We start from the raw sequence: 17737 nt of genomic DNA on the forward strand, positions 1-17737 counted from the left end.
TTCAGGCTTCCTGGTTGTGAGAAACTCCAATGTAGTCTCCATGGAGAAACTCCCGTTCTTCATCCATGGAAACCTCGATCACAGATCAGGCGGCAGAGGGCAATGTGGGGACGGAACACCCGTTACGGAGATCCGCATGCGGCTTCATGACGACACGCCGTGCCAAGGAACTTGTTCCCTTTAAAGGGCTTTTTGTAGTTCCGGCAGAATCTCGAACAAGTCACCCACAAGTCCGTAGTCGGCAACTTGGAAGATCGGTGCTTCCTCGTCCTTGTTTATTGCGACGATCACTTTGGAATCCTTCATGCCAGCAAGATGCTGGATGGCACCCGAGATACCGACCGCGACGTAGAGCTGGGGAGCGACGACTTTGCCAGTCTGTCCGACCTGCCAGTCGTTCGGAGCGTAACCTGCATCGACGGCAGCGCGGGACGCACCGACTGCCGCGCCGAGTTTGTCGGCAACAGGTAGGATAACGTCCTTGAATTTTTCGGCGGAACCAAGGGCTCGGCCGCCTGCGATAACGACTTTAGCGGTGTTGAGGTCGGGTCGGTCCGATGTGGCGATCGACGTGGATACCGAGCTTGAAAGATCGGAAGAAAAGGCTGCCGTCGAAACAGATTCGACGGCAGCAGCTGGGCCCTGGGAGGCCGGGGAAAAAGAGGAGCTTCGAACCGTGATCACCTTTTTGGCGTCGGTTGACTGAACCGTCTGGATGGCGTTACCGGCATAGATAGGTCGCTTGAAGGTGTCGGCGGAGACGATTTCGATGATTTCCGAGATCTGTTGGACGTCGAGGAGAGCTGCGACGCGCGGCAGGACGTTCTTGCCGGTCGAGGTCGCAGCGGCAATGATCGTGTCGTAGCTGCCAGCTAGCGAGACAATAAGGTCGGCGAGAGGTTCCGCGAGATTGTCGACGAACTCCTCGCTTTCGGCGAGCAGAACCTTGGACACGCCGCTGAGCCTGGAAGCGGCATCAGCGACCGGCGATGCCGCCTTCCCGGCGACAAGGACGTGTATTTCCTTAGCGATTTTAGAAGCTGCCGTCAGCGCCTTTGAGGTCTGGTCGGAAAGGCTGACATTGTCGTGATCAGCTAGAAGAAGAATGGCCATTGTCGTAATTCCTTTCTCGAACCTTAAAGTACGCCGGCTTCGTGTCTGAGCTTGTCGACCAGTTCGGCGACCGACTTAACTTTGACGCCGGCCTTGCGGGCCAATGGCTCCTCGGTCTTTAGAACCTTTAGCCGCGGCGTGGTGTCGACGCCGAAATCAGCCGGGCTCTTCTTGTCGAGCGGCTTCTTCTTCGCCTTCATAATGTTCGGCAGCGAGGCATAACGCGGTTCGTTGAGCCGAAGGTCCGAGGTGATGACCGCCGGCAGCTTTATCTCGATCGTCTGCAGGCCGCCGTCGACCTCGCGGGTGACGGTCGCTTTGCCATCACCGATCTCGATCTTCGAGGCGAAGGTCGCTTGGGCAATTCCCATCAATGCCGCCACCATCTGGCCGGTTTGGTTGCTGTCGTCATCGATCGCCTGCTTGCCGACGATGATCAGCCCCGGCTGTTCGGCATCGGCGACAGCCTTCAAGATCTTGGCAACGGTGAGCGGCTCGACCTGATCATCTGTCTCGACTAGGATCGCCCGGTCGGCACCCATGGCAAGGGCGGTCCTCAGCGTCTCTTCGGCCTTGGCCGGACCGATCGAGACGACCACCACTTCCTCGGCCTTGCCGGCTTCCTTCAGCCGCAGCGCCTCTTCCACCGAGATCTCGTCGAACGGGTTCATCGACATCTTGACGTTCGAAAGCTCAACACCTGTACCATCCGGCCTAACGCGGATCTTCACGTTGTAATCGACCACCCGTTTCACCGGAACGAGAACTTTCATGTATGTCTCCATGCCAAAAGCTCGGCCTGTTGCCGACTGCGCGCTCGAGACGAGCAAGCGATACTAATTAGTACAAAGACATTCCGATGAGTACAATACAGTTTCAAAGTTTTTTTATGTGCGGGGTAGGAATTCGCATTTAAGCGTACGCGGCAGTGAACGCCGGGTCCCATCCTACGGCCTCGCCATCACCCCAAAAATAAAAAAGGCGAGTTCTATTGCGTGGCCGCCGCCCGATCTATCTATCGAGGCAGAACGCGGGCGTCCCTACCGTTCCACGCCAACCAGACCTTACCGCCACCGGAAACGTGAGCGGGTGAAGCTTCGTTTACTGGCTTCAACACACTGATGAGGTTTGACTGGCCAGGCAGGCGCACCATGATGTTCTCGCCTTGTCCGTGGTAGTTTATTTCTTCCACCAACCCCTCAATCGAATTCTCGTAGTCTACAGGCCTGCTGTCGAACAGTCGGATCCATTCCGGGCGTATGGAGTAAGTAACGTTGCCGTCGAATTCTCCATTGCCGAAAAAATCGCCCAGGTGCTGGATCGCGACCTTTCCGCCTTTCGCCACTCCTTCAAGAAAGTTCGTTCGGCCAATGAAGTCCGCAACGAACCGTGACGCTGGGCGCTCGTAGAGATCGCTGGCGGAGCCAATTTGCTCGATCTTGCCTGCTCGCATAAGCGCGATACGATCTGCCATGACCAAGGCTTCTTTTGATCGTGAGTGACCACCACGAAAGTAAGGCCCATCTCATGCTGAAGGCGTTTGAGCTCAAGCTGCATTGCCTCACGAAGTTTCTTATCAAGGGCACCAGAGGCTCGTCCAACAAGAGAACGCGGGGCCGCATGACCAAAGCACGAGCCAGTGCAACACGCTGTCTTTGCCCCCCAGACAGCTGGTTCGGTTTCCGGCGAGCCATTGGCGTGAGATGTGTCGTCTCCAAGATGGCCCCTACCCGATCTTTTATCTCTCTCTCGGGAATCTTGGCCATCTCCAGCCCGTAGCGCACGTTCTGCTCGACGCTCATGTGCGGAAAGAGCGCGTAGCTCTGAAACATCATGTTGACCGGCCGATGCCTAGCGGCAACCTTCGTCATGTCCCGCCCATCGAGGAGGACTTCGCCGGAAGTGGGGTCTACGAAGCCCGCGATGACGCGCAGCAGGGACGACTTTCCACACCCGGAAGGTCCTAGAAGCGCGAAAAACTCGCCTTCTCTGAAATCGACTGAGACATGGTCGATTGCTGTATAGGTGCCGTACTTCAAGACGTTGTTGTTGAGCTGAATGACAGTAGGAACGGTTATGGTTCTTCGAAGGCCCCCTTATTGAAGCGTTGGGCGAGGAAAACCAGCAGGAAGCTGATGACCAATGTGACGGCAGCGAGTGCGTTGATGTCTGGCTTGATGCCGAAACGCAGCATCGAGTAAATATGCATCGGTAACGTTTCCGAGGCTCCCGAAGAGCCAGCCGTAAACGAGGCGATCATGTATTCGTCGAATGAAAGCGTGAACGAAAGCAGCGCGCCTGCGACGACGCCCGGCAGGATTAGCGGTAGCCTGATCCGTCGGAAGGTTGTCAGTTTGTCAGCGCCAAGATCGGTAGACGCTTCCAGCAAGGAATTGTCGAAGCCATCCAGCCGCGCCCTTACGACCGAAGTCACGAATGCGATGCAGAAAACTACATGCGAAATGATGATTGTGTGCAACCCTAGCGCCATATTCAGCAAGACAAAAAACTTAGGAGCGAGATCGCAAGGACTATATCGGGGATGACCATCGGAGTGAGCAACAAGCCATCAAGCAACGACGACGGTTTCATTCGCTCGACCCCGAGAGCAAGCATCGTACCGATGACAGTCGAAAGAACAGCCGTGGTGCCGCCGACTATCAACGTGTTGATCAACGGCCGGATAATGTTTTGATCACCCGCGAGTTTCACATACCATTTCAAAGTGACGCCACCCCACGCGGTGGGAAGCCCGGAAGCATTGAAGCTCAACACAACAAGCACGAGGATCGGCACGTACAAAAAAACAGCGTGCACAGAAAATGTAGTTTCAGAAGAGTGTTCCGCTTACGCAACGCCTTCCTCCTCGATGTTTCGAACGCGCTGCTGGATCCGACCCTGAATGGCTAGCAGGGCTAGCATGATGGTGATCAGGACAAGGGCTAGGGCCGATCCGAAGGGCCAGTCCCGAGCCGCGGTGAACTGGTCCTGGATTAGGTTTCCTACCATCTTCATGCGCCCACCGCCCAAGAGCTGGGGGGTGACGAAATTCCCGATGGACAAAACGAATACGAACACTCCGCCAGCCACGATCCCCGGCATCGTCAATGGCAAGGTAATTCGGGTGAGCGTCTTCAAGAGGCACCGAGATCCTCACTGGCTTCGGTCAACTCCGGATTGAGACGTTGGATGGAAGCGTAAATCGTCAGGATGACGAATGGGAGATAGCTGTAGACAAGGCCAACGATAATTGCGCCCTCGGTGTACAGCATATTTAGTGGCTGATCGATCAGTCCGGAGGACAGCAATCCCTGGTTGATGATGCCTGTGCGATTCAACATCACGATCCATGCGTAGGTCCGGATCAAGTAATTGCTCCAGAAAGGAAGGATCACCATAAACAAAAGCGGCATCTGCCATCTTTTCTTTGTCCGCGAAATTGCCACCGCAGCGGGGTATCCGATCAACAACGCAAAAATCGATGCCTCGAGCGCAATGCGAGCTGACCTGAGAAATATCTCCATCCGGGCGGCGGCATTCCGCCGGAATCGATCCGTTTAGTCCCCTGCGTACGCTGCCAGACCGTTTTTATACTGGCGAGAAGCTTTTTCGGACGCGCCAGGCAGATTAGTTGGGAAAGCCGGAATGTCAACACTTTTTGAGGTGCCCAAGGTGCGGCATTCAAGTAGCAATCCGGCGCGGCCCGCGGAGAGAACGCGGGTTCGATCGCTTTCGATGCTTGCTTTAAGCTCGTTCGATGCTACAAATAATACCAATAGGTATCTTTGAGAACTAGCGCGTACCGCGTTTTGGCGTATTGAGAATGTCGAGGGAACCCACTTCGGACATGGAGAAATCGACGTAATGAGCGTTCACTTCGAGTTGAAAAACTCTATCGGAATAGTAACGCTTGATAGGCCAGGCAAGCTGAACGCGCTCGATATCGGCGCGTTTCGACAAATCGACGAGATCGTTAGGCGAGCCAACGAGGAGCTGCTATGTCGAGGCTTGATTTTTGCCGCGGCCCCCGGGCGGGCATTCAGCGCAGGTGCGGATATCAATGACCTCTGCGGAATGACACCGGAAGAAGCCACAGAGCGTGCGACCTACCGCCGCGGCGTGTTTCACAACATCAGCGTTGCAAGGATACCCTCGATTGCGGTTGTGGACGGACTTGCGATGGGCGGGGGCGTCGAGCTGGCGCTGGCTTGCACATTCCGCCTTGCCACCAATAGCGCGGAATTTTCAATGCCGGAAATTAAGCTCGGTCTTTTGCCAGGTGCCGGAGCCACGCAAAGACTGCCCCGTCTCGTCGGTCTTTCGCGCGCATTGGATATGATGCTTACCGCACGAAAAGTCGGCGCTAAGGAGGCGCTCCAGATAGGTTTGGTCGACCGGATCGTAGAGCAACCCGTTGATGAAGCATTGGCGTTCGCCGCACTCTGGGTGCGTTTCAGCCGTACCGCGATCTCCGGGATAATCACAGCTGGCGGCTATTCCGAACTGCCCCTCGAGGACGGATTGGCCAAGGAAGGAGCAGAGCTTGCTAAACTGAGCACCTCACCCGACGGAATTGAAGGGGTGGCCGCGTTCCTGGAAAAGCGTCCGCCGGTTTTCAATCGATGACGCCCTCACTGCGTCGCGCGACAAGAGGCTCTCGGCGGTGCGATTGACGCGCGGCAATACGCTTGGATCGGCAAGCTTGCACGCCGGTCAAATATTGTCACGATACATGAATAGGTAATCAAAATGAGCGGTACACAGTCGCTGGCCACCCTAACGCGGTAATCGATGGCGCTCGCGTCGAGCGCATTCCGAAATGCGGAATGAACGTGAGACAGCGCGGCAAATAATTCGAACCACCCGATCCAATTCATTTTTGTTGAGCTGGAGAATCTGGATGAACGGAGCCCAAATCCAAGACGCCGCGAGCAAAGTCGCTTCCGAGATGCTCGGCGCAACGAAGACACAACTTTGGACCGGAATATGATGCTTTCAAGGTTGCGGGCAAAGTCTTCATGATGGCGACCGACGTGCCCCGTGACAAAATCGTGACTGCAAAGTGCGATCCTGAGCGTTCCAGGATGCTCCGCGAACGTTTTTCCTAGTGTCACACCTGGTTAACACATGAACTAGATTGGATCGCCGAGGGGAAAGGGATCGACTGCGATCTCGTCCAGAACGTCGTCAAGGAAGCTTACAAGCTCGTCGTACCAAATCTTTCCCGAGCGAAGCGACCGTGGGGCATTCAATCCGTACAACAAAAGCGGCGCGCAAATCACTCCCAAAGGTTGAGCCTGGAGCGAGTGAACAGAAAAAGGACTGCATCTGTCGAGCAGCCCTGATTATTGCATAACCATGCAGATCAGCCGTGGCCAACCACGGCTTTAATTTCGAGAAACTCTGTGAAGCCGTGTTCACCGCATTCGCGACCGTTACCCGATTGGCGATAGCCGCCGAACGGAGCCTTAGGATCGAAGTCAGGGGAATTCACGAAAACCGAACCAGCACGCAGTTCGCGCGAAAGCTGGCAGACTTTGTCCATATCCTTACCTGTGACGTGAGCTGCCAAGCCATAAACGGTGTCATTGGCCATCCGCGCGGCGTCTTCGAGGTCCTCGTAGCCGCTGATTGTCAGAACCGGGCCAAATATTTCCTCGCGATAGATCTTCGTGTCCGACTTTACATCGGAGAAAATCGTAGGCTTGACGAAGTAGCCGGCATCAATACCATCAGGCCGTCCGACACCTCCGGCTGCGAGCTTTGCACCTTGGTCGATACCAGACTGGATGTAAGCCTGCACGCTCTTGAATTGGCCCGCGTTCATGACGGGGCCGAGCGTTGTCTTCGGATCGCTAGGCGGTCCCGAAACATATCCGTTGGCAACCTTTGCTGCGATGTTCGTCGCCTCTTCAAGGCGGCTGCGAGGTACCAGCAGTCGCGTTCCCGCGTCGCATGCCTGACCGTTCAGGAAGAAGCAGTTGCCGACGGCGTTTTCAACCGCAGTATTGAAATCGGCGTCTTCCAAGAGGATATTCGCCGATTTGCCGCCAAGCTCGTTGACCACGCGCTTGATCGTGTCGGCGGCCGATTTGGCGATTTGGATACCCGCCCGAGTCGACCCGGTGAAAGAGACCATATCGATGTCGGGATGCTGAGAAATCGCTTCGCCCACAACGCGGCCATCTCCGTTGACAAGGTTGAACACGCCGGGTGGAACTCCGGCCTCGTCAAGGATCTCAGCGGCAATGATGGCGTCGAGCGGCGTAAGCTGGCTGGGCTTGAGCACCATTGTGCAGCCTGTTGCCAAAGCCGGTAGGATTTTCGTGAAGATCTGACCGATCGGAAAATTCCAGGGAGTGATCATCCCAACGACACCGATCGGCTCCTTGTAAATCGTGGTCGTTCCCAGCTTTTCGGCAAAAGAGTAGCTCCGGAGGATCTCGATTGTCTCGCGAGTATGCAGCTTACACCAGTCCAGGAGGAAGCCTGAACTTACGGAGATCGGCATTCCGACTTCCTGCGTAACCGTCGAGGAGATATCGGCTTCGCGCTTGACGAACACAGCATGTATCTTCTGGAGTAGTTCGATACGGTCTTCGACTGTCGTCTTCGAATATGTCGAGAAGGCCCGTCGTGCTGCCTTCACAGCCCGGTCGATATCTTCCGTGCAACCCATCGCGACCGTCGCGTAGACCTTTTCGGTGGCGGGATCGATCAAATCGCAGGTGTTTTTAGAAGCGGGCTCGACCCACTTGCCGTCGATGTAGAATTTGCTCGAGTGTTCCATGTTTTTCCTCTTGCCCATTGGCGATCTGCGCTCGCCGCACTCCCGACCTACGGGCAGCCTCAATATACTGCTGCGTATTAGTATATTCTCGTGAGTAGAATGTCTAGACCCGCGGCGATTTAGAACGCGCGGTATCTTCCGCGGCGAATTTCGGTAGGTCGAAGGCCGTCACCGCCGGAAGCTCACCGACGAACAACTCCACGTCCACCAGACAGGATTGTGCGACCGTGGCCTGCGAAAGCTTCGAGGCAGGCGCGTCGATGGTCACCACATTCGGGTTGCCGTGCTTCTCGAGACTGTTAGTGAGCGCCCAGTCCGTGGGATCGAACCATGCACCTGTCGCGATTATCGCTACCCCATCCAAAAGGTCGCCACTTAGCTGAGCGGATGCCAGGCACGCGCCACGATCATTGAACACCCTGACGACATCGCCGTCGGCTATACCGCGGGCAATCGCGTCTTTTGGATTGAGAAGGATAGGTTCCCGGCCCATTACCTTGCCTGACCGACTGTGCGGGGAGTGGTCGAGCTGGCTATGAAGCCGTCGACTTGGCTCTTGGCTCAGCAGGTGCAGAGGAAAGCGGGCGGTCTTCTGCGATCCGAGCCACTCCAGCGGCTCCAGCCATGTAGCTTGCCCTGGGCAGTCGTCGTAGCCGAAGCTGGCGATCCGCTCGGAATATAGTTCGATTCGTCCCGAAGGCGTCTTAAGGGGATGCCGTTCAGGATCCGCCCTGAACCGTTCAAACATGATCGTAGGCTTGTTGGGAGTTTGAATTTCTAGCCGCCCTGCTTCCCAGAATTCGCAAAAGCCCGGCAGCGCGACCAGGGTGGTGTTTCTCTGCCGAAAATCCTCGTAGATATTCTCCAGCCACTCTTCGGCCGTGCGTCCTTCCGTAAACTCGCCCTCCTTTCCCATGCACCGGGTTATGCCACCGAAGATGTCGAAATCGGATTTTGCGTCCGCCAGTGGCTCCTGCAGCTTTCGCATGGCGACCATTTGCCCCTCACGGGACGCGAAACCGATGTCATTTCGCTCAAGCGTCGTACTGGCCGGCAGAACAATGTCCGCTGCTTTCGCGCTGCTTGTCCAAAACTGTTCGTGTACGATGATCGTTTCCGGCTTTCGCCAGGCGGAGATGAATCGATTGAGATCCTGGTGGTGGTGGTAGGGGTTTCCCCCGGCCCAGTAGACGAGCCGGATATCCGGATACTCGTACGTTCCGCCATCGTAGTCGAAACGAGCTCCGGGTTCCAACAGCGCGTCGGCAATCCGCGCCACCGGGATGAACTGTTCGACCGGGTTCGAACCCTGGGACAATCTCGGTCCCGATAGCCTCAGCTCGCTGGATCCGACCGAATTCAAGGTACCGTATCCTATGCCGAATCCGCCGCCGGGCTGACCAATCTGACCGATATGGGAGGCAAGCGTCACGATCGCCCAGTAGGCTTGTTCACCGTGGCTCTGGCGTTGAAGGGACCAGGATGCATTGATCATCGTTAAGGAACGACCCATGTCGCGGGCAAGCTCGATGATCCTGTGGGCGGGCACGCCTGTGATCGCCGATGCCCATTCCGGCGTCTTGGACTGGCCGTCCTTTTCGCCCAGGACGTAGCGCTTTACCTGCTCACCTCCCACACAGTAGCGAGAGAGAAATTTCCGGTCGTCCAAATTTTCCGAAATCAAGACATGGAGAAGGGCCAGTATCAACGCGACGTCGCTGCCCGGGCGGATCGGCAGCCATTCCGCCGCGCCATCTATGTCCTGCTTCAGCGGAGAAATGTTGACAAAGCGAACTCCCCTGGCTCTCATTTGGTCTAGCGCTTCCCGGACCCTATGCCGACTCGGGCCGCCAGCTGTCATCTGTGTGTTTCGAAGAGGAATCCCCCCGAAGGCAACAAATAGTTCGTTATGTGCCGCAAGAGTGTTCCAGTCCGTGTGCTGATCCAGCAATTCCTCCATGGGTGCCGCAATGTGCGGCATGATCACGGAACCTGCGCCGAAGCTGTAGGAATCCCTGCCTTTAACGTAGCCGCCAATAGCGTTTAGAAAGCGATGAATCTGGCTTTGAGCGTGGTGGAAGCGGCCCGCGCTTCCCCATCCGTACGACCCGCCAAATATGGAATTGTTACCGTGTGTAGTTATGACGCGGTTCAGTTCCCCGGCTACCAGCTCGAACGCTTCATCCCATGGCACCTCGACGAACCGATCGCTACCGCGCCGCTCGCGTCTCGCTCCAGCTCCCTCGCGTAGCCAGCTTTCCCGAAACGACGGACGGCGCACTCGAAGCGCTTGGACTTCCTCCGACAGCTGATCGAGTCCGATCGGACTGGGATTGCCATCGCCTTCCCAGGCTATCAGGCTAGGTTTCCCTGCTGCATCCCTGGAAATCCGGTGCATGCCCCAGTGTCCGAGAGCGAACTCGGGCGCTTGTGAGCCCGAGTGAGAATTTTGCTTCGACATATGCATTCCAAGAGTTAGGTGCCTGAGGTACCGACAGCGAGCACCAAAAAGCGGACAGAGCGGCGCCCACACCGGGCAGCGCATTACAGGTACTCTCCAGACGATGATTATACCGCCCAGTACGACACCTTACATGGACGTTAGTCTCAGTCAATCGGCCGCGTCATGTTTGTGGAGGGATTTCCTTTTCAAAAAAACCGTTTATGCGAGCAAACTCCGAACCTATGTGTTCGCCTGAGAAGTCATCGACAGGACACAGGGGTCAACCCCGAAAGCGCTCGACGCTAGTCGCCGAACACGTACGATCAGCGTTGATCCGGATCGTGAGCTGCGCCGCGCATGAAGCCCGCCCCCGAACAGCGAGGGCGGAATATCGTCTTCTTGCAGGTGAATGCATCCATCCCACAGCCAATTGCCTAGTCTGAAGGTTTGTGCGAATTGAATGCTGCATCAGCAGCATGCGACGACTTGTCGTAGGCGTAGGACGTTTCGGAGAAAAAGGAAGCTCAGTGCGTATTTCGTCGGCACTCCGTCGTGAGCAACTTGTAGATGCCACCATGGAAATCATGCAGGAGACGGGCGTGCAGTCCGTCACCATGCGCGAGGTCGCCAAACGGGCAAAATCGTCTCTCGCAGCGGTGCATTATTGTTTCCGGGACAAGGACGAACTGGTTCATGCCGCGGTTGAGCGGTGGATCCATGAAATGGTGCCGGACTCAATAAGGTCGGCGGGCAGCGTCGGAGTGCGAGCCGCTGTCAGGGACATTTTGGACGCTTGGTGGGAAGGTCTGGAAAAAGTACCTCAAAATGCCCAGGCACAGTTTGAGCTGTTTCTTTGGGCGGTTCGAACTGGCAGCAGGGTTGGCCAGTCGATGTATCCTCTTTACCTGTCCGCCATTGACTTGGTGCTGAACGAGGCGCAGCAGGCTGCGCGTGAAACCTGCGATTGGGATCTAATAACAATCGCACGATCCCTGCTGGTTATCGTGGACGGTTGCAGTTTTCAGTATTTCAACGATCCCGCGGGTTCGGGCGCAAAGGCTTTGAGCTACGAAATGGCAGAAGCAATCTTCGACAGAGCGCACGTGAAAGTTCGGCTCGATAAATCGCGATAGACCAGCCCGGTGCAGCCAAATAGTTAGCTATCCCCCTTAGTGAGTTGAGGTCTAAGCTTCGAGCGTCCTTTGCAGGCCAGCTTGAACATCGACCGTGGCATCAAAAGGTACGCGGCATTCGATTTGCAGCGCGCTCGGCGGGTTGCGCCTCAGAGCGAGTCCGCGGCCTGCATTCTCGTGCGGATTATTCGGGGCGGTCGTTTTTTATCGGCATACGTTTATATTTAGCTTAGACAGTATGTTTTTCTTGACGAGAGTACGTCTGGCGCACAATCTGTCGCCGCTGGCAACCTGCTAGTTTAAAATAGGATGGGACCGACCGACGGTCCTCGACTGGCAAGAAGCGCCGGGCGCGGTCATTCAACAGTGATAAAACCGATGAATGACCCAAGGGCGCGCACACGTGCAGCAGGCAGCGTGTCGTCCCGCGTGCACGGCGCGCCGCGCCATACAGGGATCGAACTATCGGAGGTATGAAATGAAAATCACTGGAATATCACTTTACGGATTGGAACTGCCTCTCGAGACGCCGCAGGTGCTCTCGCGCGGAAGGGTTTTCGACAGGTTTCACTCAACTTTTGTCCGGATCGATACCGACGAGGGGATCTCAGGTTGGGGCGAGGTTTGCCCTTGGGGCTCCTCGTACCTTCCCGCATTCCCCGGGGGTGTCCGTACCGCTCTGATGGAGATGGCCCCACAGCTCATCGGGCTCGACCCAACCCGGCCGGACGTGATCGTGCGGTTTATGGATCGTATTCTTGCGGGCCACATATACGCCAAGGCGGCAGTCGATTTTGCGATCTACGACATCCTGGGCAAAGCCACAGGGCGGCCGATATATGAGCTCCTCGGGGGGAAGGAGGAAAATGCGGTACCGCGTTTGGCATCCGTCCACCTCGGCTCTTTTGACGAGATGAACTCGGAAATCGAGCGGAAGCGAACGGCGGGATTCCGGAATTTCTCGGTCAAGATGGGCCAAGGCATCGAAAGCGATATCGAGACAATTCGTGCAGTCATGGAGAACAGGAAAAGTGGCGAACTCTTCATATTCGATTCCAACGGTGGATGGAGTCCGCACGAAGCCACCCGCGTCATGAACGCGGTCAGCAATCTCGACACGACGTTCGAGCAACCCTGTTTGACGTACGAAGAATGCCTAGATGTCCGAACCAGGACGCGCCAGCCAATCTCGCTCGATGAATGTATGGTCGAACTCAAAGATTTCGTACGTGCGCTCTCTGATCGCGGATGCGAACTCGTAAGTATTAAGCTAGCTCGCGTTGGCGGACTCACCAAGGCACGGGCAATTCGCGACCTCTGCCTTTCCTACGACATCAACCTCTTCATGATGTGCATGGCTGGTACCGTGGTGAACGATACGGTGGCTGCCCATTTCGCCCAGACAATCCCCGCAAATCGCTTCTGCGGCGCATGGTCATGCCAGGACTACATAACCGTTGACCCCGCCCCCCAACTCGGTGCAAGGACGAAACAGGGTAAGATGCCGCCACCGGATCTACCGGGTCTCGGGGTCGAGCCGGATCTCGAACTGCTCGGCCGACCAATTGCCGTATACAGCTAGGTAAACTACGAGAGCGGCTGGCGGTAACCCGCACGCCGCTCGCGCCTTCAATCCTGAAATCGCTACGCACGGATTCCGCGGAGGCGTTCTGAGCGTCTGCGTAGAAGCTCCACGGTCGTGAGCAATGCGACCGAAATGAGCACGAGAATGGTGGCGGCAGCGAGAATAGCGGGGCTAACCTGTTCGCGCAGACCTCCCCACATCTGGCGGGGGACGGTCACTTGCTGAGGACCGCCTACGAACAGCACCGTCACGACTTCGTCAAATGACGTGGCGAACGCGAACAAGGCCCCAGAGACGACGCCGGGGAGGATCAAGGGCATGACCACTTTGAAGAAAGTCCGAAGCGGTGAGGCTCCCAGACCTGCTGCCGCGCGGGCAAGGGTGTCGTCAAACCCGGTGAGTGTCGCCTTGACGGTTATCACCACAAACGGAACGCCAAGCGCTGTGTGTGCCAGTATGAGCCCCGTATACGTGGACGTGAGCCGCCCACACTCAAAGCCGAGTATCCCGCAGGGATTGGAGTAGAAGAAAAAAAGTCCCGTCGCTACGATGACGACCGGTACGATCATCGGAGCAAGCAGGATGGCAGTGATCGTGCGCCTGAAAGGCATTTCCTGTCGCGCCATGCCGAGCGACGCCAACGTGCCCAGAACGGTGGAAAGGACCGTCGCACATAATCCCACAAAAAAGGAATTCTTCGCGGCGTTCAACCACGTCGAGTTATTCCAGAAATCGTTCAGCCAGTCCCAGCTGAACGGGGCGTCGGGGCGCGCCATCCCGAATTCAGCGAGAAGCTCATACCATCGAAGCGAGAAACCGGCGGGATCGAGCGCGAGCATCTTCTGCGTGAAAGAGAAGTACGGTTCCGCGTTGAAGCTCAGCGGAACTACGACCAGCACTGGGGCCACCAGGAAGAAGAAGATGGCGATGCACATCGCCAGATATGTCCAACGCCAAGTCCTCTCCAAGGCATCGGCGTGCGGCGAAGTCTTCATTTTCGTTTCTCCCGGTAGAGGCCGGCCCGCAGGCGATCAGCCGAGCTTGAGTTTCTCTATCCCCACCAGGCGGTCGTAGAGCCAGTATAGGATCAAGACGCTGACGAGGAGTATGAATGCCAAGGCCGCTGCAAGAGACCAGTTTGATGCTCCGAGATGGTATTGGATCATGTTCGAGATCAACTGCCCGTCAGCCCCACCTACGAGCGCTGGCGTGATGTAATAGCCGACTGCGAGTATGAAGACGAGCAGACAACCCGCGGCGATGCCTGGCATCGTCAGGGGCAGGTAGACCCGTCTAAAAGCCGTCCAGCTGGTCGCCCCGAGGCTGCGGGCGGCACGTACGTAAGCGGGGTTTATCATCCGCATCACGGAGTACAGTGGAAGGATCATCAAAGGAAGCGACACGTGCACCATCACGATGATCGTCCCGACGTTGTTGTAAATCAGTTCGAGCCTTCGATCTGTCTTAACCAGACCTATCGCTACCAAGATATTGTTCACGACACCCTGCCCCTGAAGCAGCACTATCCAGCTTGAGGTCCGCACGAGAAGCGAGGTCCAGAACGGCAGAAGCACAAGGATAAGGAGCACGTTCGCGATCGACGGGCGCACGTTCGCGATGAGGTGAGCGACGGGGAATGCCAGGACGAGGCAGATTAAGGTAACCAGGCCGGACTGCCAGAAGGTCTTAATGAACAGAGCGACATACAGCCGGCGCTCCTCCGGAGCCCGCTCCCAGCCGCCGTCAATGCTTCGCTGTCGATCCAGGGCGATGATGTAGTAATCCGCCGTTTTCGGATTTGCAGCGGCGCGCATGGCGTTCCAGAGACGCGGATCTTCCCAGCGCGCGTCTTTTTCAACGAGCGCTTCCCTATAAGGTGGCTTCAGCGCGTCAGCACCTCTGGCCGCCGAAGTGAACAGCGATCTCGAGCCGGGAAGGACATCGTTTATTCTCGTGCCTGCGGCACCGGCAGTCCGCTCGCGTCGCATCCGGTCAAGATCCGCGGCGAGTGCGCTATAAGCAGCCTCGTCTGGGGCTGCGCCTTCCGTTGTTGCTTCGAACCATGCTTTTAGCTGCGGGGCGCTCGCGGCAAATCCGTCATTGTAAAACGACCTATACAGGACCTGCCCGATCGGGACCACGAATGTGATTATGATGAACAATAAAAGCGGCAAGACGAGTAACAGCGCTCTTCGCCTCGCCCTGCTCCGAGCGTCCGTCAAAGCAGTGCGAAGCAAGCGGCCATCCGCCGTTGTAAGTTCCGTGATCGCGACCATCAGTCATTCCAGTCGTGAATGTGATCCGGCGGACCGCGCGAGCGGTCCGCCGGGCGCTACGTCAATTGGCGGCGAGCCACGCGTTAAAGCGCTCCGTCAACTCGGCTTCGTGATCGGCCCAGAAATCCGAAGATACAGCGAGACCGTTCTTAAGGTTGTCGGGGTTGGTCGGCATATGCGGGCGAATGTCGGTCTTTCCGTCTTTGAAGAAATGGACGAGCGGGACAGCAGACATTCTTGCTGGACCGAATGGAAGTTCCGTTGCCATCGCGGCAAGCTGTTTCGTGTCAGTTGCGAAGGCCAGATACTTCTTAGCTTCTTCGAGATGCGGAGCTCCTTTGGGAATTACGAACATGGCGAAGTCGTAGATCTGCCCGTCCCACACCGTGGTGAAGGGCTTCCCTTCGGAGACTGCGGCGTTGAAGAAGCGATTTGCGGAGCCTGAGGACATCACGACCTCTCCATCTGCCAGCAAGCGTGCTGCCTCGGCGTTCGCCTGGTACCAGATCAAGTCGCCTTTCACTGTGCCGAGCTTTGCGAATGCACGGTCAACGCCTTCTTTGGTATTGAGGACCTTGTAGACGTCCGCCGCGGGAACTCCGTCGGCGATGAGCGCCATTTCGAGTGCGAATTTCGGCTGTTTCCGAAGAGCGCGTTTTCCCGGAAATTTCTTAGTGTCGAAGAAGTCCGCCACGGTCTTCGGACCGTCAGCGAATTTCTTGTTGTCGTAGGCAAAGACCCAGGAATAGACGACTGTCGCTACCCCGCACTCGGTGACAGCGCCTTTCATGAAGTCGTCCTTGGCAGCCGTTCCGTCTGAGCCCGCCGGGAGAATGGCGGGATCGACGGGTTCGAGCAGGCCCTCGTCGCATCCGCGGATCGCATCGGGATACTCGACTTCGACGACGTCGACGGTCACGTTTTTGGCTTCGACCATCGACTTGATCAGCGCTGTCGGGTTATCGGAATCGACCATGCTGGATTTGATCCCGGTCTGCTCCGTGAAGGGCTTGTTGAACGCAGCGACCTGTCCGGCACCGTAGTCGCCGCCCCATGACATCACAACGACATCGGCTCGCGCCGCGGTCGCGATCGACATGATCATCGTGGTGGCAAGTAGGTATTTCTTCATGCTCAGTCCTCCAGTTTTGAGATCGCGGTTCCTGTTTGCGGACGCCTTCTTGGCGCTTCCTTGTGTGTCGTCTGCATCAGCCTGGCACGCGCGCGATTAGACGGGGTCCAGCGCCCGCGCATCCTCCGGATGCCATCCAATCTTGATGCGATCGCCGGGAGAGAGCTTTGTCTGCCCAAGCGTGTTGCGCATCTTCATGATAAAGTTGTCGCTGCCGGCCGCTCTGAGGCGGCAATGTAGAATGTCGCCCATGTAAACAGTCGTTATCACTTCGGCGTCGAGCGCGAGCGCACCGCGCGGCATGAGTTCGGGTTTGAATTCGACCCGCTCGGGACGGATGGAGACAGAGGTCGCTTCCCCTCTTTTGCTGACACCGACCGTAGCCGCGCTGATCCGTTCACCGCTGACGAGACGAATGACCGCCTGACCGTTCTCGACGTCCTCGATGATACCCGGAAGACTGTTGTTCGCGCCGATGAACTGGGCGACGAAGCTGTTCAACGGTCGCTCGTAGATTTCCGAAGGCTTGGCGAGCTGTTGGATCTTGCCGTCGTTGAAGACCGCGATGCGGTCAGACATCGTCAACGCCTCGACCTGGTCATGGGTCACGTAGACTACAGTGATCCCGATCCTTTCGTGGAGGCTCTTGATTTCGAGCTGCATATGTTCGCGCAGATGCTTGTCGAGCGCGCCAAGCGGTTCGTCCATGAGGACAAGGGCCGGATCGAACACTAGCGCGCGGGCAAGGGCGATACGCTGTTGCTGCCCGCCGGAGAGTTGGGCGGGGCGGCGATCGCCGAACGCGCCCATCTTGACCATGTCGAGAGCGTGCCTGACTTGCGTTTCGCGAAGAGATTTAGTCATTCCCCTCACCTCCAGAGGAAATGACAGGTTCTCTGCGACTGTCATGTGCGGAAAGAGCGCATAACTCTGGAACACCATTCCAATTCCGCGCTTGTGTGGGGCGACTGCGTTGATGTCCCGGCCCGAGAGCATGATTTGCCCACTCGTAGCCGTCTCGAACCCAGCCAGCATCATTAGGCACGTTGTCTTGCCCGAGCCGGACGGGCCAAGCATCGTGAGGAATTCGCCTTTCGAAATTGAAAGGTTCAGGTCCTTCACGACCAGTGACGTACCATCATAGCTCTTTTGCACTCGATCGAAGACGACATAACCGTCATGGTTTGGCTCGCGACCGATTTGTGGGCTCGCACCAATTCCCTTAATCCCCACCGACACCGATGACGTGGAATGCACACCCATTC

16 protein-coding genes and 2 pseudogenes are annotated in these 17737 nt (G+C 56.8%); 4 read left to right on the top strand and 14 right to left on the bottom strand.

What is annotated here, in order from left to right:
• Window positions 1-180 precede the first annotated feature (180 nt).
• The 8 genes and pseudogenes from HJB83_RS31035 to HJB83_RS34640 all read right to left on the bottom strand — a co-directional run bounded on the left by HJB83_RS31035 (window position 181) and on the right by HJB83_RS34640 (window position 4637).
• Window positions 181-1113, bottom strand: a complete 933-nt coding sequence (locus HJB83_RS31035) for an electron transfer flavoprotein subunit alpha/FixB family protein (protein ID WP_221159720.1) — start codon at window positions 1111-1113, stop codon at window positions 181-183.
• A 23-nt stretch (window positions 1114-1136) separates the two neighbouring features.
• Window positions 1137-1886 carry an electron transfer flavoprotein subunit beta/FixA family protein gene (locus HJB83_RS31040; RefSeq protein ID WP_221159721.1) on the bottom strand — a complete coding sequence of 250 codons (750 nt, stop codon included), beginning with the start codon at window positions 1884-1886 and terminating at the stop codon, window positions 1137-1139.
• A gap of 242 nt (window positions 1887-2128) precedes the next feature.
• On the bottom strand, window positions 2129-2587 hold the full coding sequence (locus HJB83_RS34410) for a TOBE domain-containing protein (RefSeq protein ID WP_259671448.1): 459 nt from the start codon (window positions 2585-2587) through the stop codon (window positions 2129-2131).
• 172 nt (window positions 2588-2759) lie between these two features.
• A pseudogene (locus tag HJB83_RS34415) lies at window positions 2760-3152 on the bottom strand (ABC transporter ATP-binding protein); the annotation flags it as partial.
• 35 nt (window positions 3153-3187) lie between these two features.
• On the bottom strand, window positions 3188-3604 hold the full coding sequence (locus HJB83_RS34420; RefSeq protein ID WP_259671458.1) for an ABC transporter permease: 417 nt from the start codon (window positions 3602-3604) through the stop codon (window positions 3188-3190).
• 2 nt (window positions 3605-3606) lie between these two features.
• A complete protein-coding gene (locus HJB83_RS34425; RefSeq protein ID WP_259671449.1) occupies window positions 3607-3915 on the bottom strand; it encodes an ABC transporter permease in 309 nt (102 codons plus the stop codon).
• A gap of 45 nt (window positions 3916-3960) precedes the next feature.
• Window positions 3961-4251 carry an ABC transporter permease subunit gene (locus tag HJB83_RS34635; protein ID WP_311044500.1) on the bottom strand — a complete coding sequence of 97 codons (291 nt, stop codon included), beginning with the start codon at window positions 4249-4251 and terminating at the stop codon, window positions 3961-3963.
• Window positions 4248-4637: an ABC transporter permease gene (locus HJB83_RS34640; protein ID WP_311044501.1), complete on the bottom strand. Its 390-nt coding sequence runs from the start codon at window positions 4635-4637 to the stop codon at window positions 4248-4250. The genes HJB83_RS34635 and HJB83_RS34640 overlap by 4 nt, the downstream gene beginning before the upstream one ends.
• A gap of 340 nt (window positions 4638-4977) precedes the next feature.
• Between HJB83_RS34640 and HJB83_RS31060 the strand changes: the two genes are divergently transcribed.
• Together HJB83_RS31060 and HJB83_RS34815 are read left to right on the top strand one after the other, a co-directional pair.
• Window positions 4978-5739, top strand: a complete 762-nt coding sequence (locus HJB83_RS31060) for an enoyl-CoA hydratase/isomerase family protein (protein ID WP_221159722.1) — start codon at window positions 4978-4980, stop codon at window positions 5737-5739.
• A 341-nt stretch (window positions 5740-6080) separates the two neighbouring features.
• A pseudogene (locus HJB83_RS34815) lies at window positions 6081-6221 on the top strand (MmcQ/YjbR family DNA-binding protein); the annotation flags it as partial.
• Window positions 6222-6478: 257 nt separating this feature from the next.
• Here the strand turns inward: HJB83_RS34815 and HJB83_RS31070 are convergent.
• Together HJB83_RS31070 and HJB83_RS31075 are read right to left on the bottom strand one after the other, a co-directional pair.
• On the bottom strand, window positions 6479-7903 hold the full coding sequence (locus tag HJB83_RS31070; RefSeq protein ID WP_221159723.1) for an aldehyde dehydrogenase family protein: 1425 nt from the start codon (window positions 7901-7903) through the stop codon (window positions 6479-6481).
• Window positions 7904-8006: 103 nt separating this feature from the next.
• Window positions 8007-10301, bottom strand: a complete 2295-nt coding sequence (locus tag HJB83_RS31075) for a molybdopterin-dependent oxidoreductase (RefSeq protein WP_259671450.1) — start codon at window positions 10299-10301, stop codon at window positions 8007-8009.
• Window positions 10302-10873: 572 nt separating this feature from the next.
• On the opposite strand from HJB83_RS31075, the gene HJB83_RS31080 reads away from it, so the two are divergent.
• Both HJB83_RS31080 and HJB83_RS31085 read left to right on the top strand, forming a co-directional pair.
• Window positions 10874-11479, top strand: a complete 606-nt coding sequence (locus HJB83_RS31080) for a TetR/AcrR family transcriptional regulator (protein WP_221159725.1) — start codon at window positions 10874-10876, stop codon at window positions 11477-11479.
• Window positions 11480-11957: 478 nt separating this feature from the next.
• On the top strand, window positions 11958-13061 hold the full coding sequence (locus HJB83_RS31085; RefSeq protein ID WP_221159726.1) for a mandelate racemase/muconate lactonizing enzyme family protein: 1104 nt from the start codon (window positions 11958-11960) through the stop codon (window positions 13059-13061).
• A 62-nt stretch (window positions 13062-13123) separates the two neighbouring features.
• On the opposite strand, the gene HJB83_RS31090 is transcribed toward HJB83_RS31085, so the two are convergent.
• The 4 genes from HJB83_RS31090 to HJB83_RS31105 form a co-directional block, all read right to left on the bottom strand.
• The gene (locus HJB83_RS31090) at window positions 13124-14059 is read right to left on the bottom strand and encodes an ABC transporter permease (protein ID WP_221159727.1); all 936 of its coding nucleotides are present in this window, start codon (window positions 14057-14059) and stop codon (window positions 13124-13126) included.
• A gap of 36 nt (window positions 14060-14095) precedes the next feature.
• The gene (locus HJB83_RS31095; RefSeq protein WP_221159728.1) at window positions 14096-15340 is read right to left on the bottom strand and encodes an ABC transporter permease; all 1245 of its coding nucleotides are present in this window, start codon (window positions 15338-15340) and stop codon (window positions 14096-14098) included.
• Window positions 15341-15401: 61 nt separating this feature from the next.
• Window positions 15402-16472 (bottom strand): ABC transporter substrate-binding protein, encoded by a 1071-nt coding sequence (locus tag HJB83_RS31100; protein ID WP_221159729.1) that lies wholly within the window; start codon window positions 16470-16472, stop codon window positions 15402-15404.
• A 96-nt stretch (window positions 16473-16568) separates the two neighbouring features.
• Window positions 16569-17735, bottom strand: a complete 1167-nt coding sequence (locus HJB83_RS31105; protein ID WP_221159730.1) for an ABC transporter ATP-binding protein — start codon at window positions 17733-17735, stop codon at window positions 16569-16571.
• Window positions 17736-17737 lie beyond the last annotated feature (2 nt).

Origin of the sequence: Rhizobium sp. NZLR11, assembly GCF_019685115.1 — a bacterium.
In the GTDB taxonomy this organism is placed as follows: Bacteria; Pseudomonadota; Alphaproteobacteria; order Rhizobiales; family Rhizobiaceae; genus Rhizobium.

Coding starts and splice junctions, on each gene's coding strand:
- HJB83_RS31035 (WP_221159720.1), bottom strand. CDS start 1,113: ATGGCCATTCTTCTTCTAGCTGATCACGACAATGTCAGCCTTTCCGAC.
- HJB83_RS31040 (WP_221159721.1), bottom strand. CDS start 1,886: ATGAAAGTTCTCGTTCCGGTGAAACGGGTGGTCGATTACAACGTGAAG.
- HJB83_RS34410 (WP_259671448.1), bottom strand. CDS start 2,587: ATGGCAGATCGTATCGCGCTTATGCGAGCAGGCAAGATCGAGCAAATT.
- HJB83_RS34420 (WP_259671458.1), bottom strand. CDS start 3,604: ATGGCGCTAGGGTTGCACACAATCATCATTTCGCATGTAGTTTTCTGC.
- HJB83_RS34640 (WP_311044501.1), bottom strand. CDS start 4,637: ATGGAGATATTTCTCAGGTCAGCTCGCATTGCGCTCGAGGCATCGATT.
- HJB83_RS31060 (WP_221159722.1), top strand. CDS start 4,978: ATGAGCGTTCACTTCGAGTTGAAAAACTCTATCGGAATAGTAACGCTT.
- HJB83_RS31070 (WP_221159723.1), bottom strand. CDS start 7,903: ATGGAACACTCGAGCAAATTCTACATCGACGGCAAGTGGGTCGAGCCC.
- HJB83_RS31075 (WP_259671450.1), bottom strand. CDS start 10,301: ATGCACCGGATTTCCAGGGATGCAGCAGGGAAACCTAGCCTGATAGCC.
- HJB83_RS31085 (WP_221159726.1), top strand. CDS start 11,958: ATGAAAATCACTGGAATATCACTTTACGGATTGGAACTGCCTCTCGAG.
- HJB83_RS31090 (WP_221159727.1), bottom strand. CDS start 14,059: ATGAAGACTTCGCCGCACGCCGATGCCTTGGAGAGGACTTGGCGTTGG.
- HJB83_RS31095 (WP_221159728.1), bottom strand. CDS start 15,340: ATGGTCGCGATCACGGAACTTACAACGGCGGATGGCCGCTTGCTTCGC.
- HJB83_RS31100 (WP_221159729.1), bottom strand. CDS start 16,472: ATGAAGAAATACCTACTTGCCACCACGATGATCATGTCGATCGCGACC.
- HJB83_RS31105 (WP_221159730.1), bottom strand. CDS start 17,735: ATGGGTGTGCATTCCACGTCATCGGTGTCGGTGGGGATTAAGGGAATT.